Raw genomic sequence first — 25,597 nt, forward strand, 5'->3', positions numbered from 1 at the left:
GAAATGGTTCCGGGGCATCCCGAAGCGTCCCGGGTCACGAAGACCCTGTGATGCAGACCTGCTTGAAACTTGCGTGTTTCTACTCTTTGCCGGCCCGGAAACGATACCCGGACGGAGCGCGAAAAATAACGAAAGAAATGGGCCCGGGCGGTTCAACCTGCGCCCTGGCCGCCTGTCCGTTCGCGGTCGAGTTCGTCAAACGCGCTTATATATCACGAGCGGGCGGTATCGGACCACGCGTTTGCGCACACTGTTCGCCCCTATAATCGCAATCTTTCGAAACCCGGGCCGCCCGGACACGTTCCGCGTCTGCAAGGTCATGCGAACCTGCGCAAATATTCTAATCCAATGCTCCGACGCTTTTTCATAACGAACGACAAAGGCGACGGCAATCGCCTCGCTGATTGGCCGGACAGCGTGCCCGAAGGTCTGCACCATCGGATGATGTCAGCAATTCGCATGCCCGTTCCTGACAATTTCATCACGCCAGCGGCGAGCGCCAGCCACGCATGCTGAAACGGATATCGAACCCGGACGTCGCCCGCGCGCTCGCGAACATCGTCTGGCTGGGGCTTGAACGGCTTACGCAGATTGCCGTGGCGATCGGCATCAGCGGGTTGCTTGCGCGCTATTTCGGCCCCGATGTATTCGGCAAATGGCAATACGCGAACACGCTACTGCTCGTGATCGCGCCGATCACGTGGGTCTGCGGCGCGGAAATCCTCGTGCCGACTATCGTGCATCGCGATCCAAAGCAGATCGGCACCGTGCTCGGCAGTGCGTTTGTGCTGCGCATCGGCATCTCGGCGGCGGCGCTCGTCTTGACGTGGATCGGCATTGCGGCAGGGTTCACCGATCCGCTCGTCGGCGCGATGCTCGCCGGCCTCGCCGTGACCATGCTGTTTCGCGAACCGTTCGTGGGCGTGATCAACGCGTGGCTGCAAAGCATGACGTACAGCAAGCCGCAATTGCTGACCAGCATGGTCACGGCCATCCTGAAGGCTGGCCTCGTGTTCCTGCTGGTGCGCGCGGCCGCAAGTCCGGCGCGTTTCGGCTGGCTCTGGGCGCTGGAATCGGCGGCTATCGGCGGCGTATTGCTGCTGTATTACATGCGCCGCAATGGCGGCACGCTGGGCTGGCATCTTGACCTGTCGCTCTTCAAGCATTTCGCGAGCGCCGGCACGGTGTTCTGGCTCGGGCTGATCTGCATGTCGGTGTTCATGAAACTCGACCGGCTGATGCTGGAACGCCATATCTCCTTCGCCGATCTTGGTGTGTACTCCGCCGCGCAGCAACTGAACGAAAACTGGATCGCGCTCGCGCTGATGCTCGCGCAGACCATCGCGCCGGCGTTTGTCTACAAGGTGAGCGATGCCTTGCAATTGAAGCGCAATATCATGCGACTTTTCGCAATGACCGCCGTGCTGATGATCTGCGGCGCAATCATCCTCGATCTGCTTGCAGCGTTCATCATTTCGCATGTGTTCGGGCCGGCGTACACGGCTTCCATCGATATCTTTCGTTGGGCCGTCTGGCTCTCGCTGCCAGCAGGTATAGAAGCGATTGGTAATCTGGTCGTGCTCAAATACCAGGCGAAGTTCGTATTGCTCGCGAAGTGGCTGCTGGCGCTGGTGGTCGCGGCAATCGTCAACCTGATCGCGATTCCGCGCATGGGCAGCTACGGCGCGCTGGTCGGACTCGCCGCGGGATATCTTGCGGCGGCACTGGTGAATCTTTACTACATCCGCTTCCGGCTGGAGACATGAGCACACCTTTTCTCGACGATGTGGCCGTGCTGCTACCGGCATTCAATGCGCAGCATGATGTGGAGCGTACGCTTGCATCGTTTTGCGAACGTGCGCCGGTGCGGGTGCTGGTCGTCGATGACGGCAGCCTGCCGCCAATCGTTGCGCCGGCGGTGGCGAACATGACGGTCGAAGTACTGCGCATGCCGGACAATGGCGGTATCGAGCGGGCATTGCAGGCGGGCATCGATGCGCTGGCCGCACGCGGCATCAGATACGCGGCGCGTATAGATGCGGGCGATCTCGCGACGCCATACAGGCTCGAAAAGCAGCGCGAACATATGGAAACGCATCCGCAAACGGCCGTGCTAGGCATGTGGACGCACGTGGTCGACATGGAAGGCGCGCCGCTCTTCGACTTGCAGCCGCCGACCGGACCCGCCGATATCCGGCGTGTCATGCTGATGCGTTCGTGCTTCACGCATCCGTCGCTGATGCTGCGCGTGGACGCCGTGATCGGCGCAGGCAATTACCGCGCACAATACCGGGCGGCCGAGGACCTCGATCTGATCCTGCGTCTTCTGCAACATCACGATGGCGCAAATCTCCCCGAATTCGGCGTGTACTACGAACTCAATGAACACGGCATCAGCGCGACCCGACGCCGGACACAAGTGTGGTCCACGCTGCGGCTCCAGATGAAGTATTTGCGTGCGACAAACCTGCCGGACTGGATCGGCGTGGCGAAGAACGTGGCGCACCTGGTGTTGCCCTATCGCGCGTTGCGTTCCCTGAAAACACGCCTGCTCGGTGCTTGAAACAACGCCTTTTTTAAATGGAAAGAATGAACGCAGAGACCTCCCGCCTTCGCATTGCCCTCGTCTGCAACACCGCCTGGGCGATCTATACCTACCGGCGCGGTTTGCTGCGAATGTTGATCGAACAGGGCGCCGAAGTGTCGATCATCGCGCCGCGCGACCGCACGTTCCCGCTGATGGAAGCAATGGGCTGCCGGTGTGTCGACCTGCCCATGGCGTCGAAGGGAACGAATCCACGCGATGACCTCAGGACGCTCGCCGCGCTGTATCGCGAATACCGCGCAGCGCGTCCGCAGATCGTCTTCCATTACACGATCAAGCCGAATATCTATGGGACGATCGCCGCGAAGCTCGCGGGTATTCCATCGATAGCCGTGACCACCGGCCTCGGCTACGTGTTCATCCAGCAAAGCGGAACGGCGAACATCGCGAAGAAACTCTACAGGTTCGCGTTCCGCTTTCCGCGCGAAGTCTGGTTCCTGAACAAGGACGATCGTCAGGCTTTCATCGATCAAAACCTGCTCGTCAAGCCCGAACGCGCGCGACTTCTGCACGGCGAAGGCGTCGATCTCGACGAATACGCTTTCCAGCCGCTACCGCGCGCCAACCCGCAGACGGAAGGCTTTTTTTTCGTTTTAATTGGCCGCCTGCTGTGGGATAAAGGCGTGGCGGAATACGTCGAAGCCGCACGCCGGATTCGCGCGAAATATCCTTACGCGCGCTTCCAGTTGCTCGGGCCGGCCGGCGTGGACAATCCCAGCGCGATCACGCTCGACGAAGTCCAGGCGTGGCAGCGCGAAGGCGTCATCGATTATCTCGGCGAAGCGACCGATGTCCGCGCGTTCATCGGCAACGCCGATTGCGTGGTCCTGCCGTCGTATCGCGAGGGCGTGCCGCGAACGCTGATGGAAGCATCGGCGATGGGCCGCCCGATTGTTGCGACCGATGTCCCCGGTTGCCGCGAAGTCGTTGAAAACGGCGTGACCGGTTTTCTCTGCGAAGTGAAAGACCCGGACAGCCTGACGCAACAATTGGAACGCATGCTGCTCGCAAGCCATGCAGCGCGCGCCGAAATGGGCGTGGCGGGCCGCGCCAAGGTCACGCGGGAATTCGACGAAAACGGCGTCGTCGAACGTTATAAAGGCACAATACGCGCGATTACCGGATTCTCGGCGACCGGCGTCTCACTTTAAAAAGCACCTCCGGGAGCGACACTCATGACTGAACAAACCAACGAAAAAGGCACCATTCTCGTGACCGGCGGGGCGGGTTTTATCGGCTCGCATACCTGCGTGGAATTGCTGAATGCGGGATTCGGCGTTGTCGTGATCGACAACCTCGTGAACAGCAACGCGCAATCGCTCAAGCGCGTGGAGCAGATCACCGGCAAGACACTCGCGTTCTATGAAGCGGACGCCCGCGACGAATCCGCCCTCGCCCGCATCTTCGACGAACATGCAATCACCGGCGCGATTCATTTCGCGGCGCTGAAGTCGGTGGGCGAATCGGTCGCTAAGCCGATCGAGTATTACCGCAACAACGTGGACAGCCTGCTCGTGCTGCTCGACACGATGCGTGCGCGCAACGTGAAGAAGATCGTGTTCAGCTCGTCGGCGACGGTGTATGGCATGCCGAAGAGCGTGCCTATCGACGAATCGTTTCCGCTTTCGGCGACCAACCCCTACGGCCAGTCGAAGCTGATCGCCGAGCAGATCCTGCGTGACCTGGAACTCTCCGATCCGACATGGCGCATCGCCACCTTGCGATATTTCAATCCGGTCGGCGCGCACGAAAGCGGTTCGATCGGCGAAGATCCGGCCGGCGTGCCGAACAACCTGATGCCGTACGTAGCGCAAGTTGCGGTGGGCAAGCTCGAACGACTGCGCATCTTCGGCAGCGACTACCCGACGCCCGATGGCACCGGCGTGCGCGATTACATCCATGTGGTGGATCTGGCGCGCGGCCACATCAAGGCCATCGATGCACTGCAATCGCTTGACCGCAGCTTCGTGGTGAACCTCGGCACGGGTCAGGGTTACAGCGTGCTGGACGTGGTGAAGGCGTTCGAGGCGGCGTCGGGAAAGCCGGTGCCGTATGAGCTCGTAGCGCGCCGTCCGGGCGATATCGCCGAGTGTTATGCGAACCCCGCCGCCGCGTCCGAACTGATCGGCTGGCAGGCCGAACATGGCATCGAGCGGATGTGCGCCGATCATTGGCGCTGGCAGTCGCAGAATCCGAAGGGCTTTGCCTGACCCGTCCCGTTCTTTTAGTGATTATTTTTCATGCTTAGCTTCGCGCTCGGTTTTCTGGTTTCGCTGTTCATCACGCTGTTGATCGTGCGGTTTGCACATTTGCACGAAGGCATCTCCGGCGACACCGATATGACCGGCGTGCAGAAGTTTCACGCGCGGTCGGTGCCGCGCATTGGCGGCGTCGGCATTCTTTTGGGGCTTGCCGTCTCTGCCGTGCAGCTTCGATGGAGCTATCCGGCTGTATCGAGCGGGATTCTTGCCGTGGTCGCGTGCGGTTTGCCCGCTTTCTTTTCGGGGCTCATCGAAGACCTGACCAAGCGCGTGACGCCCGTCGTGCGCCTGGTCTGCACCATGGCCGCCGCCGCGCTCGCGTATTTCCTGCTCGGCATTGCAGTGACACGTATCAGCGTGCCGCCGCTCGACTTCCTGCTGACCTATGGCGTGATCTCGTGTCTCGTGACCGTGATCGCGGTGGCGGCGCTGGCGAACGCGATCAATATCATCGACGGCTTCAACGGCCTTGCATCGATGGTCGCATTCATGATGTTCGCCTCGCTCGCGTACGTCGCGTTCCAGGTCCACGATCCGATCGTGTTGTCGGCTTCGTTGATCATGATGGGCGCGGTGATGGGCTTTTTCATCTGGAACTTCCCGGCGGGCCTGATCTTTCTCGGCGATGGCGGCGCCTATTTCATCGGCTTCATGCTCGCCGAATTGTCGATCATGCTCGTGATGCGCAATCGCGATGTATCAGCGTGGTTTCCCGTGCTGCTCTTCATGTATCCGATCTTCGAGACGTGTTTCTCGATCTACCGGAAAAAATTCATTCGCGGCATTTCGCCGGGCATTCCCGACGGCGTTCATCTGCACATGCTGGTGTACAAACGCCTCATGCGATGGGCCGTCGGGGCGCAGAACGCACGTGAGCTCACGCAACGCAACTCGCTGACATCGCCGTATTTGTGGTTGCTGTGCCTGATCGCCGTGATTCCCGCCACGCTGTTCTGGCGGCATACGGTGCACCTGTTTTGCTTTGTCGTGGTGTTTGCATTCACGTATGTGTGGCTGTACGTGAGCATTGTCAGATTCAAGTCGCCGCGATGGATGGTGTTTCGCCGCGCGCACCCGGTGAAGCACAAGCCATGACACGCAATGCGCCGGCTCTCCAGCCGGCGCGTGTCTTTTTAGCTCGATGCAAATTCCAGCAAGTCCGCGTTCACCTTGTCCGCTTCGACCACGCACATGCCGTGCGCGCCGCCCGGATAGACCTTGAGCGTGGCGTTCGGCACGATCTTCGCTGACATGCGTCCGGCTGTGTCGATAGGAACGATCTGGTCGTCATCGCCATGCAGGATCAACGTGGGAACGTCGATCTTCTTCAGATCCTCGGTGTAATCCACTTCCGAAAACTCGCGCACGCACGCGTAATGCCCCACGATCCCGCCAAGCATGCCCTGCGCCCAGAACGAATCGATCACACCCTGTGATTTCTTCGCGCCCTCGCGGTTATAACCGAAGAAAGGCAGCGCCAGGTCCTTGTAGAACTGCGATCGGTCGGCGGCGACGCCGGCACGGATGCCGTCGAACACCTCCTTCGGCACGCCGTTCGGATTGCCTTCGGTTTTCAGCATCAGCGGCGGCACGGCGCCGATCAACACTGCCTTCGATACCCGCCCCGTCCCATGACGCCCGATGTAATGCGCAACCTCGCCGCCGCCGGTGGAATGGCCCACAAGCATGGCGTCCTTCACGTCGAGCGCATCAAGGACCGCGGCCAGGTCATCGGCGTACGTGTTCATGTCATTGCCCTGCGCCGGCTGGCCGGACCGCCCGTGGCCGCGCCGGTCGTGCGCAATGACCCTGAACCCCTTCTGGACCAGGAAGAGCATCTGCGAGTCCCACGCGTCAGCATCCAGCGGCCAGCCATGCGAAAACACCACCGTCTTGCCCGACCCCCAGTCCTTGTAAAAGATCTCCGTGCCGTCCTTCGTCTTGATCGTGCTCATCGAACGTGCTCCTTAAGGTGAGATTGCGCGTTGCGTCCACGTTGAGAATCGCCGCCTTGGTGTGCGCAACGCGAGGGACCTGCAAAGGCATTCGTACGTCCTCGTCATGCGACAAAACTGCGCCGCTCGTGCGGCGTCTTGGTGTTGATCAATGTCCGGGATGTGCGCCGCGTGCGGCGCGAAGTGCCTCAGGTTACGGCAGGAACGTGTCGGTGAAAAGACTTGCAAAATCAATTGGGATGCATGAGCGGACGACTCCTGATACGCGCTACCCGAATGAAAATAATTGTTTTTGCTGGAGTTAATCGGGGCTGTAAACCAGACCGGATTTTTGCGTGAAATCGATATCAAGCTTTTTTTACCGGCGCCTTTTGGAAAACCCTAACGCCTTTGTTTAGCCAATATCGTAAAAACAGCCGAAGGCAGGGCTTGCCTTATCAGTACAAACACTTATGTCTGAACATATCCTATTGCGTTGATTCCACGGCTTAACTATCGTGACAGTAGCGCTCGCCCGCGTACACATTATGAAAAGTCCAAGCCTATTTTCTTTGCATTCCTCGTCTATTCCGCTTTCTATCGCCCTGCGACGATCGACCAGACAATTCGGCACCTTCGCCCGCTTGTTTGGTAAGCCATGCAATAAAAAAAGCAAACGTTAAACCGCGCATTAAACCAAGTTGGAGACCAAAATGAGCACGCGCTCAGATAACCCTATTCACCCGTCACCCAGTTTCTTTTCAAAAGAAGCGACCGTCGCACAACCCGGATTTTCTCGTTGGATGGTGCCCCCCGCCGCGCTTGCGGTGCATTTGTGTATCGGTCAGGCGTATGCGTTTTCGGTTTTTAATTCGCCGCTCACCCGCGTGATCGGCATTACGGAGTCCGCGCCCGACGACTGGTCGCTGACCACGCTCGGCTGGATCTTCTCGCTGGCGATCGTGTTCCTGGGTCTGTCGGCGGCATTTGCGGGCAAATGGCTCGAGAAGGTTGGCCCGCGACGCACCATGTTTACAGCCGCCTGCTGTTTTGGCGGCGGCTTCCTCGTGGCGGCGCTCGGTATTCATTTGCATCAGATCGTGCTGGTTTATCTCGGCTATGGGGTGATCGGCGGAATCGGGCTCGGGCTGGGATACGTATCGCCGGTTTCAACGCTCATCCGCTGGTTCCCGGACCGCCGCGGCATGGCGACCGGCATGGCGATCATGGGTTTCGGCGGCGGTGCGATGATCGCCGCACCCGCATCGGTTGCGCTGATGAACCACTTCAAGAGCGCGACGAGCAACGGCGTGACCGAGACCTTCGTGGTGCTGGGTATTGTCTACTTCATCTCCATGTCGATAGGCGCGCTCGCCATCCGCGTGCCGCCCGCGAACTGGGCGCCCGCCGGCTGGACGCCGCCTGCCGACAACGGCAACAAGATGATCACGCGCAATCACGTGCATATCGACCAGGCTTTGAAGACGCCCCAGTTTTATCTGATCTGGCTCGTGCTGTTCCTCAACGTGACGGCGGGTATCGGCGTGCTGGGCCAAGCGTCGGTGATGATCCAGGAGAGCTTCAAGGCGACCATTACTGCCGGCGCGGCGGCCGGGTTTGTTGGCTTGCTTTCGCTGTTCAACATGGGTGGCCGGTTCGTATGGGCGTCGGGCTCGGACTGGCTTGGACGCAAGAACACGTACTTCGTGTTCTTCGTGCTGGGAGCCGTGCTGTACTGGCTCGTGCCGCAATTCGCGCAGAGCGGCAATGTAGCGCTGTTCGTGCTCTCGTACTGCGTGATCCTCTCCATGTACGGCGGCGGTTTCGCAACCGTACCGGCCTATCTTGCCGATATCTTCGGCACGAAGTTCGTCGGAGGCATACATGGACGTCTGCTGACAGCGTGGGCGGCTGCGGGGATCGCAGGACCGGTGCTGGTGAACTATATCCGCGCGTATCAGGTGGCGCATGGCGTTGAAAAGGCGCAGGCCTACACGACCACGCTGCACATCATGGCGGGGCTGCTGGTGCTTGGGTTCATCTGCAACTTGCTGGTAAAACAGGTGAACGCGAAGCATCACATGAGTGCGTCGGCGCTTGCGTCGGAATGAAGCCAGAACAACGATAAACCGGAGAACGCAATGAACACTCGCATGAATCAGGATCTTTCGTCCAATGCTGCGCCGACCAACAAGGCGTTGCTTGGGGTCTTCTGGATCTACGTGGTCGTGCCGCTGGCATGGGGCGTGATCAACACGCTGGTGCAGGCGACGAAGCTGTTTCATTGATCGTGTAGGCAGAACGGAGAACGCCGGCTATCAGCCGGCGTTTCTCTTTCTAGCGCTTCTAGCAGTCTTCTTCAACTCAAGCCGGGGCCCCCGCCATCCCGCTCGTCACCTCTCGCGCCACTGCAAGGTAACGCTCAGCGGTGTCTGCAAGTGTAAGCCCGCCCAGCGGTCTCTGCGCCCGTCCTTCGCCCAACGCCGTCACCAACGCTCGCGCATAACTCGCGGTGTCTTCCGGATCGAGCAGATGCACCGCCGGGAAATCCTCCGCGAAGCTGAAAGGCCGGATCTGGCTGGCGACGATCGGCACGCCTGAAGCAAGCGCTTCAAGAAACGCGATGCTGTGCCCTTCCGAACGCGAAGGCATGGCGAATACGCTGGCCTTGAACAAGATATCCGATACGTCCGAGCGCGGCCCTTCCACGGTGACATGCTGTCCGATCCCGAGCTTGGCCACGAGATCGTTCACGGCCGTGAAATAGGCCGGATCTTCGATCACGCCCACTAGCAGCAAACGCGCATGCGGCACGAGCTTCACCACCTCCTTGAAGGCGTGCACCGTCTGCAACTGGTTTTTCACCGATGTGTACCGGCCAATCTGCACGATCTGCGCATGGTTATCGGCGGGAATTGCGGTCAGGCCTTTCGAGAAACGCGCCATGTCGACGCCATTCGGAATGAGCTGCATCGAAGGATGGCGGCCGACGGCGGCCACGTAATCATCGATATTCGCAGGCGACACCGCGATCACCGCACGCGCACGCCGCGACAAAACGCGTTCTATACGCCTGAACAATCCGCGCTCGAAGTCATTGGTCGCCGAATGCATCACGTACACCACGGGCGCCGCAATTGGCAACGCGCGCGCATAAAACGCAGGGATGGTCGCGTGGGCGAACACCACGTCCGGCGCGTAGTGATTAACCGACTGGTACAAATGCCACAACTTGCCGAGCGTTCCGTGCGACGCAGCGGGGAACATGCATTCGACATGGTTCGCATCGAGCTCGCGACGCAGCTCGGTGAAGTCTTCATGCTGTGGCCGAAGCGAGGTCATGCCGACCGTTTCACCGCTGTTCTGCTGATGGATCGCCAGATCCTTGGCCAGCACTTCGGCGCCTGAAAGTCGCGGTGCGAGTACAAGATGAAGGATGCGCATCACGCCTCCTTAAGGATTCGGAACAGCATCCAGCCGGCAGCGGCCGCGAGGCCGCCGGTCATCGCCCAGGCAATGCCTGTCACGCCCCACATGTGCGTCGCTACCGGCACCGTGGCGAGCAGCACCACGGCCTGGATGATCGATGCGTGCGTGGCGACCTTCGGCAATCCGACTGCGCGAAGATACGACACCAGCACCGCGATCACTGCGCCAATCGCCATGTTGACCACGAAGATGCGAAAGAGCGGGACGGCAGGCAGCCACGCGGTTCCCAGCACGATCTGGAACAGCGGTTCAGCGGCAAAGCGCAGGATGATGACCAGCACGACGAGTCCTCCCGCGATGAGTCCGAGATAGCGGCGAAAGAGCCGCGCTGCAAAGTCCGCGTCCTTCCGATGATGCGCCGAAAACGTCGGGAAAAGATATTGCGACATGGCGATAGCCGCATCCGCCAGCAACATTTGCGCAAGCTTCGACGACATCTGGTACGCGCCGAGTTGCGCGGGTCCGAGCAGCTTTGCGACGATCACTTTATCGAACTGGTTCAGCAGCAGATTGACCACGCTGCCGGCCCAGATCCACCGGCTGAAGTTTACGTAATGTCCAATGCCTTTCCACGATGCCCGCAGCGGCGGCCGCGGCCCCATGGTGGTCCACGTCAGCACGGTCTTCAACGTCTCGCCTGCCAGCATGCCGAGCAACACCGAATAAGCGCCGGCGCCGCTCAGCGCAAACCCCAGGCCGATTGCGCAATCGAGAAACGCCGACGACATCTCCACGCCCGCAATGCGCATGAAGCCGCGTTCGCGCGTGACGATGTAATACGCCGGCGACGCCACGCCGCGAATCAGCGGCAAGAGCGCGGCCATTTGCAGCAACAGCAGCGAGCCGCCGAGATGGAATTGTGAATCCATCAATGGCGCGGCGCACACGATCAGCACGGCGATCAACGCTCCGCGCGAAGCCAGCGTGGTCCAGACCGCACCAAGCTGCGAGCGGTTGGGCGTCTCACGGCCCTGCACGACGGCTTGCGCCAGGCCGGTATCGCTGAGCGCTTCGGCAATCGCGACCGCAAGCAGCGCCACGCTGACGCTGCCGATAGCAGCGGGTCCGAGAATGCGCCCGATCGCCAGGAACTTGACCGCAACGAATCCGCGCACGACGATCTGCTGCAGCAGGACCCAGATGGCGGCGTCCTGGTCGAAACGCACGCTCGCGGTTGAAAAAGGTAAGCGAACTGCTCTCACAGACATTCCTCGCGTCGGGTCGGTTTTTTGTATTTAGAGCACGACAAACGGATTGCCGGCGAGACTTGACTTTTCATGAGCGATGCTTGGGTCCAGGGTTTCCGCAAAGGTAACGTGCCACGCCATGTGTTGTGCGCCATCTCGTAGTTGATATCGGCCCTCATGTACGCTGGCTCACTGTCTTTTTTCGCCAGAGGAATACCCTACGTTTTGTCGCTTGCAAATCTTGCTGCAATGCTAGTGTTGCCATTAGTCGCCGGGTTTCCGGCGCCTTGACTGTATGTTCCACGCGATTACGCCGGCGTTCTGCGTCTTACCGCCCGAACATCACGACCTTTTGTACGTTTTCCGATAAAAAAACAGACCATGGCCAATGAAACGCGGGACACCGTGCTGATTATCGAACCGAATTTCACCGGGCATCGGTGGCGGTATGCCGAGTGGGCTGCAGCCGCCTACAGCGAAGCAGGTTACCGGTGCGTGATCGTGACCGATCCCGCCAATGCAGCGCATTCGCTCAGCAAACGCATTGCAGAGGAGAACCGGCCCGAACTTGGAATCCAGTTCGTGGCGCCGCTCGCGCATAGCGGGAAAGGCTTGGCGAAAGTCAGCTACGTGCGTTTCTTCCGCGATTTCAAGCATGCTTTCAGTGTCGCAAGCCAGGGCCGCAAGGTCTCGCTCGTGGTGGTGCCTTACATCGATTACTTCTTTTACGCGTTGCCTTTCACGGGTTCACCGTTTGGCGCGACGCCGTGGGTCGGCATTACGATGCGCGCCAATTTCCATCACGCGAAAGTCGGCGTGAGAGCGCCGCGCGAGCCCTTGTTGAACGGCGTGAAAGCGCAGTTGTTCCGGCGCGCGATCCGCACGCAAGGGTTGAAGACGCTGCTGACAATCGACCCGACGCTCACCGAATGGTGCGCGGGCACGCCCGGTCAACGGGACCGTTATCAGGCTAATCACGGCGCGGCCGTGCAATATCTCGCCGATCCGTTTCCCGATGCAAGAGCGACCGAGCCTGCCATTGCACGTCAGCGGCTGGGACTGGGCGCGGGCAAGCACATCCTCGTATATGGCGCGATCACCGAGCGCAAGGGTATCCAGGAACTCGCCGCAGCGCTGGCGCAACGGCAAGGCGCAGATCAACCCACGCTTGTCGTCGCCGGCGCTCAGGACGATGAAATCCGGGCGTTCTTTGCGTCGGCGGCTGCGTTGTCTCCGCCGCCGGTTTTCATCGACCGGTTCGTTACCGCCGAAGAAGAACTCGATCTCTTTTCAGCCTGCGATGTCGTGTGGCTCGGCTACAAAGGACATTACGGCATGAGCGGCGTGCTCGTGCAGGCATACCGCTTCGGCAAGCCGGTGATCGCAACGGCCGATGGGTTGATCGGCTGGTTCTGCCGTACGGGTGAGCTCGGACCGGTGGTGCAGGACCTGTCGGTGGCATCGATCAACAGTGCGCTCGATCAGGTCTTCGAACCTCGCCCGCAAGCGGCGGCACGTGCGCCGCATCTGCTCGAACGCAACACCTTGAGCGAGTTCAAGCAGACGCTGCGGCAAGCTATCGCCTGACCGCCTCAAACGCCTTCGGTGCCGTCCACTGCAACACTTCTTGCACGGATGCGCGCCGGGTCCGCCGGGTCTTTGCCCAGCCATTCACGCACCCAGCGTGCGCACGGTTCCTCGATGCGCCGCGCCGTGATTCTCGCGCCAATGTAAGCCAGGGCCGTAGCCGCGATCATCGATACCGCGAAGACCAGAACTGCATGATCCTCGGCGAAGTCATCCACGGCGTCGAGCCTCACAACGGCCCGCACGGCAAGTATGGCGACGAAGTGCCATACGTAGATGCCGAAGCTGTATTTTCCGAGCATCACGGTCGCCGGCGCTTTCAACAATCGGAATGGAACGCGCGTCAGCAACAGCATCAAGGCGGCCGTCGCAAGAGCAGCGAACGTCGGCGCGACGCCGTGTGCCAGACCGCGTCCTGTGCCTGCGAGAAACAATGCAACCAATGCGGCGAGGCCGCCTGCCGCAAGCCTCGCGCAAGCACGTGAGGACAGTTGGCGGTCGCCGACAAGATAATCCCTCGCCAGCCGCCAGACCCAGAATCCGATGATGAAACACGGCAACTGCATGGGCGGCCAGAAGTAGAAGAACTCGTTGTTCACCACGCGGCACGCAGGACCGCCATCGCATGCGCCGAAGTACCAGCACGACAGCGCGAACAGCGCCGTCGCCAACGAAACCATGATCAATCCACGCAGCGTGCGGCAAACGAATACGAGCGCCGGCGCGATCATGTAGAAGAACATCTCCACGCCAATGGACCACCCGCCCGGCACCACGCTGTCCGTTGCCGACGGAAACCATGCGTGGATGAAAAGCACGTTCAGGAAGACATCGGAGAGATCGTGCGGCGTTTGTATATGGCCATGCACGAAGTGCAGCGCGAACTCGGTGCTGGTGTAACCGAGGATCGCGAGGTAATAAAGCGGCGCGATGCGCGCAATACGCTTCACATAGAAGTTGCGCAGCACTTCACGCGTTGCCCCGAGACGTTGCGCGTCATGTTCTATCGATGAAAAAATCGTGATCGCGCTGATCACGAAGAAACATTGGACACCGTACTGTCCGAGATTGGCGAGCGTATCGAGCCACACGGGACTCGTCACCATCCAGGGCGCGAGATGAACCGCGATCACGCCGATGACGGCAAGCGTGCGGCCGGCATCGAGCGCTGCAATGCGAGCGGGCGATGTCATCGGCAGGTCCTCGCGGCGTTTGCGCAACAGTAATGAAGTGCTTGCATGGTCGGCGTCGGGCAACAGGTTGGCGCGGCACGGACACAGCGCCCGTGCTGTTCGGACTATCGGAAAAACGGAGAGAGGAAACCGCTTGGCGCTGCTGCTTGCCAGGCGGTTTCAGTCGATACGCTCAGGACACGTGAGTGCTCACCACGGGCACTTCCATTTCGCCCTTGCGCTGTTTGGCGGGGAACAAGGCATCGCGGATCTTGAGGAACGGGAACTCGACCGCACGCGTGGTCACGTAGCCGATCACGATTGCAATGCAGAACTGCGCAGCCAGTACGACGAACCACGCGGCAAGCGGCGGAACGTGCATGGCCGCGGTCTTGCGGATGAGGATGTCGGCGGGCGCAAGCGCCAGCGAATGCCAGAGATAGATGCCATACGAATACACGCCGATCCATGCAATCCCGCGATACAGCAGCGAGTCGCGAATGCCCTTCGAGTATTCGATCGCAAGCACGATGGCAGCGGTGAAACCAATCGCCTGGATGGTGAAGCCGATACTTTCATCGAGCGCAATGTGCGTTGTTCCCAGCACGAGCCATGCAACCAGCACGGCGACCATGCTGAGGAGCAGCCATTTTTTATCGGCGAATTTCTTGTAGACGTCCGGCTTCATCCAGTAGAACGCGGCGAGGATCACGCCGAACAGCAAGCTGTCTATGCGGTATTGCGTCTGGAAGAACGCAGCATCGACATCCCCGTTCGATACCACCGCGCAACGCGCCAGCAACACGATCCCGCAAATGGACAGCAACGTGCCGATGATCGCATTCACACCCACCTTGAAGCGCACGAAAATGAGCAGCAATGCCGGCAGGAACAGGTAGAAATGTTCTTCGACCGCAAGACTCCAGGTCTGGCTGATCGACGTCCCCAGATAGTTCTGCATGTGGGTCAGGTTCTGGAACAGGAACGTGTCCGTGGGGTGACGTCCGGCGAACACATGAAACAGGATCAGCACGTAATACGCGGGCCAGATCTTGAAGATGCGTCGAATGATGAAGCGCCAGGCGTCGATGCGTCCATGCTCGGAATATTGCTTGAGCAGCAGGCCGCCGACGAGAAATCCGCTGAGTGTAAAAAACAGGTTCACGCCCTCGCGGCCAAAGCTCTTCAGCGGATATTCGATCGCGCTGACGAACCAGTAACCGGTCTTGACGGAATGAAAGTGAAAGCCCATCACGGCGATGATCGCAATGCCGCGGACGAAGTCGAGCTCGATCGTCCTGTTCGATGTTTGTTGTGTACGTGGTTTGCCGAACAAGCCCATGGTGATCCCCTTTGCTGCGGCGATTGCTCCGCGTTTCCGACCTGATGTTCGGTAGTTATTTCCTGACTTATGTGCCGGCTTTCATCCCGATGTGCAGGCAAAACGCCCGACGAGTCTTCCATCTGGCGGTCCCTGAATATTCGTCCCACTGACCCGGTTTCATCCGCCAACATCACGCCGTTGACGGACAGGGAGTGCGGCGTGCCGCACGCAACGGTTTCATATCGCGTTTTGAGCGCGTTGCATTGCGATACGGTGGGGAGCGCTGCGGTAACGAACGCAGGCCCTGTGTAGAGGGGTTGCATGCGGCAGCGCACTGGCCGCGCTCCGTTGATTCACGACGAAGACTAGTGCTTAACCGCCTGCGCCGATGCAGCCGATTCGGCCACTGCTATATTCGCAGCGAGCGGTTGCAGGCTGTCGTATATGTGCGCCAAAGCGGGATACCGATGCGCTCGAGTGCGCCGAAGCCGGGCTGCAAGCGAATGTTCGTTCGCGCACTCATGCAGCATTCTTCCGGCGGTTTCGATGACGCTATGCGATACATGCAACGGAAGCAACACGATGGTTGCCGCATCCTTGGCCGACCAATCCGCTTTGCATCGCCCAAGCCCGAATTCATCAGCCGCGCCTTGAAGCGAAGCCTCAAAACCGAGAGTCGAAGAGAGACCCGCCATGCGCAACAAATATACGAACTTGTGGATCTGGCTGTTTCTAATCCCGCTGTCGCTCGACTACAAAGCGGCGGAAGACGCGGGAAGCCACGTGATACAGGTGCTCATGACGCTGCCGGTGCTGGCCGGGGGCCTCGTGCTCTGGCTGATTGCACCGAGCTTCACACGCCGTTCGAGGTTCCGCTCGATCATCACGGCTGCCACGATCATGACGGTGGTCGGCAGCATCGTGGCGCAAGTCCTCCAAGGCAATGACTTCGGCAACTACCTGCGTACCCTGCTGCCCTTCGGCCTGTTCCTGCTTGGTTATCTCGCTGCGTGCCGGCCATGGGAAGGCGATCGTCTTGCTGCCTTCGAAAAGGCGATCTTCTGGTCGATGGTCATTTCACTCGTTTTCAGTTTCGTGTACGGCATGGTGACGAGCGGCGGTCCGCTCGATGACGTGCGCTACCGGATCGTATCGGTGACGTTTCTTGGTTTGCAGGGTGTCATCCTGCATCAGTTCGTCGTTGCGAAACGCTTTACGAAATTCACGCTTGCAATCTTCCTCGGCACGATCCTGATCGAGTTGCTGAGCGTCACGCGAAGCCTGCTGGTCGGCACTGTCGTGCTGTTCATGTTCGCGACCTGGCTGTCGGCGCCGTCGCCGCGCCATCTGGTTCGGGCAGGCATGCGCGCGCTCATGACAGGCGTGCTGATCGCTGTGATGACGGCAGGCGCTGCATCGTTTTTCCCTGAAGTCGCCGATCACTGGACGCAGCGCATCTTTGCATCGAAAGAGACCACGTCCGGGCGCGATCCGACCACGATCACCCGCCTGGCCGAAATGAAAGACCAGTACGACCAGGTCACATCGACGCCTTCTGCGTTGATCGCGGGCAGAGGCTATGGCGCGGTGTATCACTACTCGCCTGATTACCTGCCCTACCTTGCCGGCCAGTTCTCCAAGAAGGACTTCTATGCGATCCGCGAGTTTGCCGCGGGTCACAACTTCTGGGTGTATCAACTGTTTGCCGGCGGCCTGATGTTCGGCCTCTGGATGCCGCTTGCGATCTTGTTCGCACTCGCGATCGGCGGCTTTGCGTATCGCACATGGCGCCGGCGCGCACCCGACCTGCTGTACCTGCCGGTCATGGGACGCTCGCTATTGTTGCTGGCTGCATTGCCTGCGACTTCCATTGGCGGTAATCCACTCGGTCCGCGCTATTCGGGTCTCGTGTTTGGTGTTGCGCTCGGCTTGCTGGTCGCGACCTACACGCGCCTTTCATATGCAATGAAAGTACGCAACGCAGAACTCGCGGCCTCACGCGGCATGCCGAAGAAGCGCCGTCCCGGAACACCCGCGCCGGCGCCTGCCGGCACGCCCGTCTCCATGCCGATGCATCCGTCGGGCCATGTGTCCGCGCTGGAAGAAAGCCGTGACGGGATGTCGCGCTTTACATCGGCATAAGGCTCACGCGGCTTTTTATCAATGACACGATTCAACATCGAGCGCGCCTGGCCATGAAGATCCTGCATTTGTTATCGACTATCGACCCGCGTGCCGGAGGTCCTACCGAAGGCGTGCGTCAAAGCGGCGTCAACATGGCGGCGCTCGGTCACGACGTGGAAGTCGTCACACTCGATGACCCTGCCGCACCATGGCTCGCTGCGTTCCCGCTGACGGTGCATGCGCTGGGTCCGTCGAAGGGCAATTACGGCCTGACGCCGAACCTCGTGCCGTGGCTCAAGCAAAACGCTATGCGCTTCGATGCCGTCATCATCAACGGCTTGTGGCAATACCACAGCTATGGTGCATGGAAAGCGCTGCATGCCATGCAGGTGCCGTACTACGTCTTCCCGCATGGCATGCTGGACCCGTGGTTCAAGCGCACCTACCCGCTGAAGCATTTGAAGAAGGCGCTCTACTGGCCGTGGGCGGAATATCGCGTACTACGCGACGCGAAACGCGTGCTTTTCACGGCAGAAGAAGAACGCGTACTCGCGCGGCAATCGTTCCGTTTGTACAAGGCGAACGAAGAAGTCGTGGCATTCGGTACGAACCCGCCGCCGGCAGCATCGGCGCCGGTACGCGACGCATTCCTCACCGCATACCCCGAACTCAAGGAGAAGCGGCTGTTGCTGTTCCTCGGTCGCATCCATGAGAAGAAGGGATGTGATCTGCTGATCAAGGCATTCGCGCAGATCCGCGATATTGATCCGGCGGCGCATCTGGTGATGGCCGGCCCGGACGGTGGCGACTGGACCCCGACCCTGCAAAAACTTGCAGCGGAGCTTGGCATAGCGAACCGCATCACGTGGACAGGCATGCTGCTTGGCGATATGAAGTGGGGTGCATTCCAGGCGAGCGATGCATTTGTTCTGCCGTCCCATCAGGAGAACTTCGGCATAGCGGTTGCTGAGGCATTGGGCTGCGGCTTGCCGGCGCTCATCTCTGACAAGGTCAACATCTGGCGCGAGGTGGAAGCAGACGGCGCGGGTTTCGTTGCAACCGACACGGTAGAGGGAACGGTATCGAGTCTTACGCGATGGCTGGAACTCGACCCATCGCGAGCGGCCGCAATGCGTGGGCAAGCGAAAGACACGTTCCACCGCCGCTTCACGGTCGACGCCATGTCGAAGGACCTGCTGCGCGTCTTGCAGACAGGCGCAAGAGAAGACGCCGGCCCCCTCCAAAGCGTACAAACCGCATAGAGCCGCAACAATCCAAAGCCTTAAGAACTTGCCCGAGACCACTGGTGGCGAAGCGTGTGGATGTAGGGGTTCGGAGGGGGAGGGGTTCAAGTGTTGGTGATTGCGGCGCCGAGCGTTCTTCTGAAGTACCAAACAGTTAAACGTGCACGCTCGGGACACTTATGAGCCCTTGGTGGGGAGGCGTTTTCTTTGCTTCGTTTCTTTTTCGCCGTTGGAAAAAGAAATGAAGTGTGTAGTGGTCCAATGGTCGTGGACACCTCAAAAAGGGATAATTCTCTAAATGAGGTGAGAAATGGGCAGACGAGACTTTCCAGACGAATTCAAGGCCGACGCGATCCGCCTTGTAGTGGAGCAGCGATATTCCTTTGCTCAAGCGAGCAAGGCGATGGGCGTTGGCGACACGGCTTTACGGCGCTGGGTGGCGCAATGGCGCGCGCAAAAGGCGGCGCCCCCGCGCACGGCTGACCAGATTAGCGCGGACGCGCAGCGCATAAAGGAGCTGGAGGCGCGGGTAGCCGATCTGGAAAGGGAGCGGGAGATTTTAAAAAAATCCACGGCCTTCTTCGTGAAAGAAATGGATCGCTCATTGAAGTGATTCATTCGTTGAGGAAGGCCTATCCGATTATCGCCATGTGCGCCCTGACGGGCGTGTCTCGCAGCAGCTACTACGCATTTGTGCGGCCACGTGTGCAGCGCCGGCACTCTTCGCAACTGCTCGATGCTGCGCGTCAGATACACGATGAAAGCCGAGCCAGCTACGGTAGCCGCAGGATGGCGCAGTCGTTGCAGCGCAAAGGCTATGCAGTCGGGCGCCACCGGGCAAGAAGCTTGATGAGAGAAGCAGAGTTGGTGGTGCGCAAGCGGCGCACTCACCGGTATCGAAAGGCTGAAGGCGAGGCGCACGTGGCACAGCACCTGTTGGAGCGCAAGTTCGAACCCGGTGCGATCAATCGTGTCTGGGCGGGCGATGTGACGTACGTGAGAAGTAAGCAAGGTTGGTCGTATCTGGCCATCGTCATGGATTTGCACTCGCGCCGCATTGTAGGCTGGGCGTTTGACATCCAGGCTGACACGGAACTCGTGATTCGGGCTTTGCAGCACGCGTACCGCAGCCGACAACCGGGTGCGGGCCTCATGTTCCATTCGGATCAGGGCTGCCAATACACGAGCGCACGCTTTGTCGATGATCTGAAGAACGCCGGCATCACACAGAGCATGAGTCGCAAAGGTAATTGCTGGGACAACGCGGTGGTTGAGCGTTTCTTCAGGAGCTTAAAGAGCGAATGGATCGGCGAACACGAGTACGAAAGCCATGAGGAAGCAAAAAGTGACATCCGAGAGTTCGTGGAAAAGTACTACAACTATCAGCGTCTTCATTCGGCAACCAACAATTTGCCGCCGGTTCTGTACGAAGCGAGTTCTTTATGAAATCCCCTTTGCGGGTGTCCACAATTACTTGACCACTACAGTGCCGCCACGCACAGTGGCTAAAAGCGCTAAAAAAGTCAGATAGAGCAAAACGCGCGATGACCTGAAAAGCAGCAACCCAGCATAGACCCCGACCGCAGCAAAAACCCCTTCGCAAGCATCATCAAACACCGCGCGAAAGCCCAAAACGAGCGCCAGCAAAAAGAAAACCCGCCGATGTCTCCACCGGCGGGTTCCTCAAATCGGCTACGAATACCGGATAAAAACAACCAAACCTATCCGATAAACAAGCCGCCCTACTTCTTCGCCATGAAGGCAAGATCCGAAGGCGCATGAAGTTTCGATGCGGCATACGGCATCGACTCTTCGGACACGCGGCGCTCGGCGCCCGCTCCAATCGATGTCACCGATGCCAGCGGCGAGACTTCACCCCGCAACGCCTTCAGAATATGTTCCGACAGCCGCAAGGTCATTGCTGCAATCGTGATGGTCGGGAAATTCGCCCCGACCGTGGGAAATACCGAACTGCCCGCCACAAACAAGTTGCTCATGCCGTGCACCTGGCAATTGCGATCGACCACGCCGTACTTCGGCGAATCGTGCATGCGGGTCGTGCCCATGTGATGCCACGTGCCTTCCAGTTGCGCCGGCCACGGCTTGCCTTCCAGCGGCTCGTCGAGTTGCACGTCGGCCACCCCCGTGCGCTGCATTTCTTCTGCGAGCAGCGTGACGGTACGGTCGAACGTGCGCTTGACCAACTCGGTCAGTTGCCAGTCCACCTTCACGCGATTCATGCCCAGCGCATCTTTTTGCGACGACAAGGTGACACGGCTGTCGCGATTCGGCTCGGCCTCGACGATCGTCTGGAATTTGACGTCGGTGATGAGCGGACGCGGCTGCAACAGTCGCGCAAGACCGAAGCACGCAGTGTCCACAGGATGCGACGCCATGGTCAGCAGGTCCTGCGAAAAACTCCAGCCAGGCTGATCCTTTTGCAAGACGGCCTGCTTGCATCGGATCAACGCTTCAGCGCCTTCCGTGTTCTCGCCGCGAAACACCGAGTAGAACCACACGCGCGCATTGAGCAAACGCTCGCGCTCGAGCACCTTTTGCGTCAATGCGAACTGGGACGAGATGAACTGTCCATGCGCCGACACCGATGCATTCTGATAGTGATACTTGATGTCGTAGAGCTTGTTGCGCGCCCACGGCTTCTTGAACTTGATGCTGCCCTGCATGGTGCGCGGATGGTCCATGAAGTAGCGGCCGACCACATCGTTGCCGTTCCCGAGCCCTTCCGCCTGCACCTTGTTCGACGCAAGCAGCAACCGCGCATTCTCGATACCACCCGTCGCCAGGATGAAGATCTTCGCGGAGACAGAAAACCGCCGGCCGCTCAACGTGCCGACATCGATCTGCGAAACATGCCTCGCTTCGCTGTCAGTGCCGATGTTCATCGCGTTCGCGTTGAGAAACACGCGCACATGCGACGACTCGCCGAGCACGGCCTTGTACACCTTGCCAAAGCGCACCGGCGGGCTGAACTGGGAGATCGTGTCGCGGATCGTGCCGCTTGGCAGCGGATGACGCTTCACATCGTCACGGCCGATGGCCGCTTCCCAGTACGCCGGGTCGAAATTGTTTTCGCCGAGCTTGAGCAACGCATGCGTGCGGGCATAGTAAGGACGCAACTCGTCGAGTCCGAATGGCCAGCCGCTATCCTTCACCCAATCGCGTTTTTCGAAGTCCCACGAATCGAGCGGACGGCACCAGCCGCCCCAGCAATTGCTGCTGCCGCCAAGAAAGCGGCTGCGGCTGCCGTCGGCATACGTATAAGGAATACCTACGTTCTCGCCGCGATACAAATCGCGCGTGGCGTCGTCCGGCTTGTACCCACCGCTTTCCAGCAGGACGGTATCGACGCCTTGCTTATCCAACTCGAGCGCAAGCGTGATCCCCGCGACCCCTGCCCCGATGATGCAGACGGTCGTCTTCACTACCGCGTTCTGCTCTACATTCCGGCTGTCAATGAACATCCCCGTGCTCCCTCTCGTGTGCAGCGCTTCGCCAAATCGTCTTGCCGGCTTATCCGCTGTCGCCACCCGTTATAGAAACGCTTCGCTGCCGTAGCGCGTCGCGCGGTCCGCTGTACCGCTGTACCGCCGGCGCCGGACAGAACCCGGCCATCTTTCATCTAACGAAACATCACACGAGTCCGAACAGTCCACATGCAGTCTGGAGATCATCCCAGCCAGATCGACCAGCCTTATCAGCCAGTCTTACCTGCGTGTAATAGTCGTAGGACGCGCGCTTCGTTACCCGCCAAGATAAAGGCACATGCGGCCAAGCGCGCTGGTCTACGCGCGCGGCACATTGCGAATGAAACCCTACATGAATACGGCCCCGTTTTAGCTCAGGCGGTGAAACGTTTCCTGATAAACCGTACCGGATTGCCGCCATACACACCTTCTGCTTCAAGCGACCGATGTACCACTGACAGCGGCGTCACCACTGTCGAGCGGCCGATGGTCACACCCATTTGTACGACGCATTTCGATGTGATCCACACACCGTCCTCGATCACGATCGGCTTGACATGCAAATCCATGTTCGTCGCGAGATCGTGTGAGCCGGTCGTGAGAAATGCGTCTTGTGAGATGCAGACATTCGAGCCAATGCGAATCGAAGTCTGGTTGTAGATCCAGGCGTTCACGCCGAACCAGCAGTTGTCGCCCACTTCCAGATTCCACGGCGCCTTCACGCGGATCGGATGGGGCATGCGGCATCCGGCGCCAATGCGCGCGCCAAAGCGGCGCAGCAGCCAGACGCGTACGGCGGATACCGGTATGAACTTGTTGTTGATGATCGCGGCTTCGAGGAAGAACCACACGACTTCCGTCAACGCGCCGCGTTTCGCGACGTAGTTGCCCTTGCCCGCCAGGCTCAGGTCGATGACACGGGCGTTGCTTACGGCCGCCCCTGCTGAAGCATGGGGAATGCCCTCTTCAGCAATATCCTCTTCGATGCAATGTTCGTCGATTGTTCTGTGCATGTTTGCCGGCCCCCGAGCCCGTAGCGGTGAGTGCATTGCAGCACCGCATGAAACGATTATGGTCGATGCGTCTTGTTGTTCTGGTGCGCCAGCCCACTAATGGCCGCAAGGGAAAGACTTTTGGCGGCATCTGCATGACCGGAAAGCGAAAGATTTGCTACCTTGAAACAAGGGGTGCCGGCCGCTATACAGCGCTGCAAGTTTGGGATAACAATCTGCTTCATCTTGAGCGATACATCGGAGTGCGTCATGAAATCATCTATTCGCAGGCTAACGGGTCAACGCGTATTGGCCATGCTTCTCGCTGGTGCAGCGTGGTCCGCTTTGCCGGCCGCGCATGCAGCTGCCGGCGACGCCGGCACGCGTGACTACGCGGCCGAAGACAAGCTGCTGGGGGGCCCGTCATCGTATGCCGGGTATGCCGATCCCTACGGCCAGGCGCCGAACGCAAATGGCAACGGCGCGAAAAACGGCGCGAAAGCGGGCACCGCCACCACATCTGCCGAGACCATGATGAACAACAATGCGGACCCCGCGCAAACCAATGCATCGTTTGTCAAGCCGGGCACGGTCGTCATGAAACGCGGCGCTCGGGTACAGGACGCGAACGGCAAGATCGTCGCCACGCCCGATACCGCCGCACAATCCGTGTACGGCGCGAACGGCGTCAAGGTTGCACGCAAGCCAATGGAGATCTACAAGTCGCCGTATTGAAGACGAACATACCCGCAGCAAATAGAAAAGCCGCCCGGCAAACATGCATTGGGCGGCTTGAAAATCCGGCATACATCAATCGATCTTCTCGATCTCCACGAGCTTCACCGCGGCACTCGCCTTGGGTGCGGCAACCCCTGAATTTCCCGTCTTGACGTCCTTGCGCTCCACCGTCCGCACGCCGGCACGTTCTCCCCGGAGCGTGCGCAACTTGTCGTCGAGCCGTCCGAGCACCCACGCCGGCGACAGATGCAGTTCCGCAAACACCCGGCCCTCTGCGCCGAGCGCTGCACGTTGCTCCGGGTTGGCCACCAGGGATTCGATCGCGGCAGCCAGCGCATCGACATTCTCGGGCGGCACGACCACACCACGCGATGAAACCACGTTATGCAATTCGGTTCCTGGGCGAGCCATTGCAATCACGACGCGCCCACTCGCGAACATGCCCGTGAGCTTGGACGGCATCACGAGATCTGCCGCATCGCCGCGTTGCGGGAGGACGTGGATATCGGCGAGATTGAGCAGTTCGTTCAGGCGTTCGACCGGCTGCAGCGCAATGAACCTGCAGTTGCTCAGGTTCTCGCAGGATTTCTCCAGGTCAGCTTTGGTCGCACCGTTGCCGCAAAAGACGAACGTGATGTCCTCGCGTCCAGCCAGCGCGTGCGCCGCGCCCGCAAGCACTTCTATGCCTTGCTTCGACCCCATGTTACCCGCGTACAGAACGACCTTGGCGTTCTCGGGAATGGCGAGCTCGTCGCGAAACTTGTTCGCACGTTGCAACGGATAGATCGCGCTGATGTCCACCCAGTTCGGCAAACGGAACATCTTCGATGACGACACGCCCTTCGTCATCGCGCGCTCGATCATCTTGTCGGAGATCGTCGATACCATGTCGAAGCGGCACAGGATCGCGCGCTCCAGGAACCGTGCGATCCGGCCCGCGCGTTCGCTCTTGAGCAAGCCAAGATCGAACGCAGCATCGACTTCGAAATCCTGAATGTGCAGCCACGAATGAGCGCCCGTCATTTTCGCGAGCATCAATGCGGCGGGCGCGTTGAGCATGGTCGGCGCAATCGTCATCACCACATCGGGACGCCACCTTGCCTGCTTCAAAAGCGCAGGCAACGAAGCCGCCGCAAACGATGCAAGATGAATCATCCGCTTCAAGCCACTCGGGTGAGCAGGCACCCATAACGGCGCACGCCAGATCCGCACGTGATTGCGCGTTTCACGTGCATTGCGCCACGCCGAAAAACCCTTGGCGATTTTCCATTCCGGATAATACGGAGGCGCGCATACCACACGAACCTCGTGGCCGTGCTGCTGCAGCGTCTCCGCCATCTCGGCAGTGTACTTTCCCGTACCCGTCAGCTCGGGCGCGTAGTTCAGCCCGTAGATTAGGATTCTCATCTTGCCTCCACTTCCGCCGGACAAGCGCGCTCCGGCGAAACGGATTTA

The 25,597-nt window shown here is 59.7% G+C and carries 21 protein-coding genes; 12 read left to right on the forward strand and 9 right to left on the reverse strand.

From position 1 onward, the window contains the following. The first annotated feature begins 509 nt into the window (after positions 1-509). From AXG89_RS01830 to AXG89_RS01850, 5 genes are read left to right on the forward strand one after another with little or no spacing between them, the layout of a single operon-like run. The gene (locus AXG89_RS01830) at positions 510-1,766 is read left to right on the forward strand and encodes an oligosaccharide flippase family protein (RefSeq protein ID WP_062167415.1); all 1,257 of its coding nucleotides are present in this window, start codon (positions 510-512) and stop codon (positions 1,764-1,766) included. Beyond that, on the forward strand, positions 1,763-2,563 hold the full coding sequence (locus tag AXG89_RS01835) for a glycosyltransferase (protein WP_062167417.1): 801 nt from the start codon (positions 1,763-1,765) through the stop codon (positions 2,561-2,563). The genes AXG89_RS01830 and AXG89_RS01835 overlap by 4 nt, the downstream gene beginning before the upstream one ends. A 26-nt stretch (positions 2,564-2,589) precedes the next feature. Continuing rightward, complete coding sequence (locus AXG89_RS01840; protein ID WP_082771310.1) at positions 2,590-3,756, forward strand: glycosyltransferase family 4 protein; 1,167 nt, start codon at positions 2,590-2,592, stop codon at positions 3,754-3,756. A gap of 24 nt (positions 3,757-3,780) precedes the next feature. After that, positions 3,781-4,815 carry a UDP-glucose 4-epimerase GalE gene (gene galE / locus AXG89_RS01845; protein ID WP_062167421.1) on the forward strand — a complete coding sequence of 345 codons (1,035 nt, stop codon included), beginning with the start codon at positions 3,781-3,783 and terminating at the stop codon, positions 4,813-4,815. A 30-nt stretch (positions 4,816-4,845) separates the two neighbouring features. Then, positions 4,846-5,961, forward strand: a complete 1,116-nt coding sequence (locus AXG89_RS01850; protein WP_062167423.1) for an MraY family glycosyltransferase — start codon at positions 4,846-4,848, stop codon at positions 5,959-5,961. Between the two features lie 38 nt (positions 5,962-5,999). Here the strand turns inward: AXG89_RS01850 and AXG89_RS01855 are convergent, their stop codons facing one another. Next, positions 6,000-6,821, reverse strand: a complete 822-nt coding sequence (locus tag AXG89_RS01855) for an alpha/beta fold hydrolase (RefSeq protein ID WP_062000077.1) — start codon at positions 6,819-6,821, stop codon at positions 6,000-6,002. A gap of 692 nt (positions 6,822-7,513) precedes the next feature. On the opposite strand from AXG89_RS01855, the gene AXG89_RS01860 reads away from it, so the two are divergent. Together AXG89_RS01860 and AXG89_RS01865 are read left to right on the forward strand one after the other, a co-directional pair. Beyond that, a complete protein-coding gene (locus tag AXG89_RS01860; RefSeq protein ID WP_062000078.1) occupies positions 7,514-8,911 on the forward strand; it encodes an L-lactate MFS transporter in 1,398 nt (465 codons plus the stop codon). Between the two features lie 30 nt (positions 8,912-8,941). Continuing rightward, a complete protein-coding gene (locus AXG89_RS01865) occupies positions 8,942-9,088 on the forward strand; it encodes an MFS transporter small subunit (protein WP_372237040.1) in 147 nt (48 codons plus the stop codon). A 76-nt stretch (positions 9,089-9,164) separates the two neighbouring features. Here the strand turns inward: AXG89_RS01865 and AXG89_RS01870 are convergent, their stop codons facing one another. Continuing rightward, positions 9,165-10,244 carry a glycosyltransferase family 4 protein gene (locus AXG89_RS01870; RefSeq protein WP_062000080.1) on the reverse strand — a complete coding sequence of 360 codons (1,080 nt, stop codon included), beginning with the start codon at positions 10,242-10,244 and terminating at the stop codon, positions 9,165-9,167. Further along, positions 10,244-11,491 carry an oligosaccharide flippase family protein gene (locus tag AXG89_RS01875; RefSeq protein WP_062000951.1) on the reverse strand — a complete coding sequence of 416 codons (1,248 nt, stop codon included), beginning with the start codon at positions 11,489-11,491 and terminating at the stop codon, positions 10,244-10,246. Before AXG89_RS01875 ends, AXG89_RS01870 begins: the two co-directional genes overlap by 1 nt. Positions 11,492-11,857: 366 nt before the next feature. Here AXG89_RS01875 and AXG89_RS01880 point away from each other — a divergent pair, with 366 nt between their 5' ends. After that, positions 11,858-13,063, forward strand: coding sequence for a glycosyltransferase (locus tag AXG89_RS01880; protein ID WP_062167425.1), 1,206 nt, complete (start codon positions 11,858-11,860; stop codon positions 13,061-13,063). Between the two features lie 5 nt (positions 13,064-13,068). On the opposite strand, the gene AXG89_RS01885 is transcribed toward AXG89_RS01880, so the two are convergent. Together AXG89_RS01885 and AXG89_RS01890 are read right to left on the reverse strand one after the other, a co-directional pair. Continuing rightward, complete coding sequence (locus tag AXG89_RS01885) at positions 13,069-14,256, reverse strand: acyltransferase family protein (RefSeq protein WP_162915990.1); 1,188 nt, start codon at positions 14,254-14,256, stop codon at positions 13,069-13,071. A 172-nt stretch (positions 14,257-14,428) separates the two neighbouring features. Continuing rightward, complete coding sequence (locus tag AXG89_RS01890) at positions 14,429-15,577, reverse strand: acyltransferase family protein (protein WP_062167429.1); 1,149 nt, start codon at positions 15,575-15,577, stop codon at positions 14,429-14,431. 675 nt (positions 15,578-16,252) lie between these two features. Here AXG89_RS01890 and AXG89_RS01900 point away from each other — a divergent pair. From AXG89_RS01900 to AXG89_RS01910, 3 genes are all read left to right on the forward strand, one after another. Next, on the forward strand, positions 16,253-17,701 hold the full coding sequence (locus AXG89_RS01900; protein ID WP_062167433.1) for a hypothetical protein: 1,449 nt from the start codon (positions 16,253-16,255) through the stop codon (positions 17,699-17,701). Positions 17,702-17,754: 53 nt separating this feature from the next. Next, positions 17,755-18,945: a glycosyltransferase gene (locus AXG89_RS01905; protein WP_062167435.1), complete on the forward strand. Its 1,191-nt coding sequence runs from the start codon at positions 17,755-17,757 to the stop codon at positions 18,943-18,945. Between the two features lie 292 nt (positions 18,946-19,237). After that, positions 19,238-20,373 (forward strand): IS3 family transposase gene (locus tag AXG89_RS01910; protein ID WP_236873360.1). Its coding sequence is split into 2 segments (ribosomal slippage): positions 19,238-19,487 and positions 19,487-20,373, totalling 1,137 coding nucleotides; the frame shifts between segments, so codons are not numbered across the junction. 296 nt (positions 20,374-20,669) lie between these two features. Here AXG89_RS01910 and AXG89_RS01915 read toward each other — a convergent pair. The 3 genes from AXG89_RS01915 to AXG89_RS41945 form a co-directional block, all read right to left on the reverse strand. Beyond that, entirely contained in the window at positions 20,670-22,409 is a 1,740-nt protein-coding gene (locus tag AXG89_RS01915; RefSeq protein ID WP_062000086.1) for a GMC oxidoreductase, read from the reverse strand. Positions 22,410-22,786: 377 nt separating this feature from the next. Further along, positions 22,787-23,425, reverse strand: a complete 639-nt coding sequence (locus tag AXG89_RS01920) for a DapH/DapD/GlmU-related protein (protein WP_062167441.1) — start codon at positions 23,423-23,425, stop codon at positions 22,787-22,789. Positions 23,426-23,481: 56 nt separating this feature from the next. Continuing rightward, positions 23,482-23,676 (reverse strand): hypothetical protein, encoded by a 195-nt coding sequence (locus AXG89_RS41945; protein WP_144022224.1) that lies wholly within the window; start codon positions 23,674-23,676, stop codon positions 23,482-23,484. Between AXG89_RS41945 and AXG89_RS01925 the strand changes: the two genes are divergently transcribed. Further along, a complete protein-coding gene (locus AXG89_RS01925) occupies positions 23,675-24,139 on the forward strand; it encodes a hypothetical protein (protein ID WP_162915991.1) in 465 nt (154 codons plus the stop codon). The two genes, AXG89_RS41945 and AXG89_RS01925, sit on opposite strands and share 2 nt — an antisense overlap. Positions 24,140-24,214: 75 nt before the next feature. Here the strand turns inward: AXG89_RS01925 and AXG89_RS01930 are convergent, their stop codons facing one another. Next, on the reverse strand, positions 24,215-25,549 hold the full coding sequence (locus AXG89_RS01930; protein WP_062167445.1) for a glycosyltransferase WbuB: 1,335 nt from the start codon (positions 25,547-25,549) through the stop codon (positions 24,215-24,217). Positions 25,550-25,597: the final 48 nt, after the last annotated feature.

The sequence above is a fragment of the Burkholderia sp. PAMC 26561 genome, assembly GCF_001557535.2.
In the GTDB taxonomy this organism is placed as follows: Bacteria; Pseudomonadota; Gammaproteobacteria; order Burkholderiales; family Burkholderiaceae; genus Caballeronia.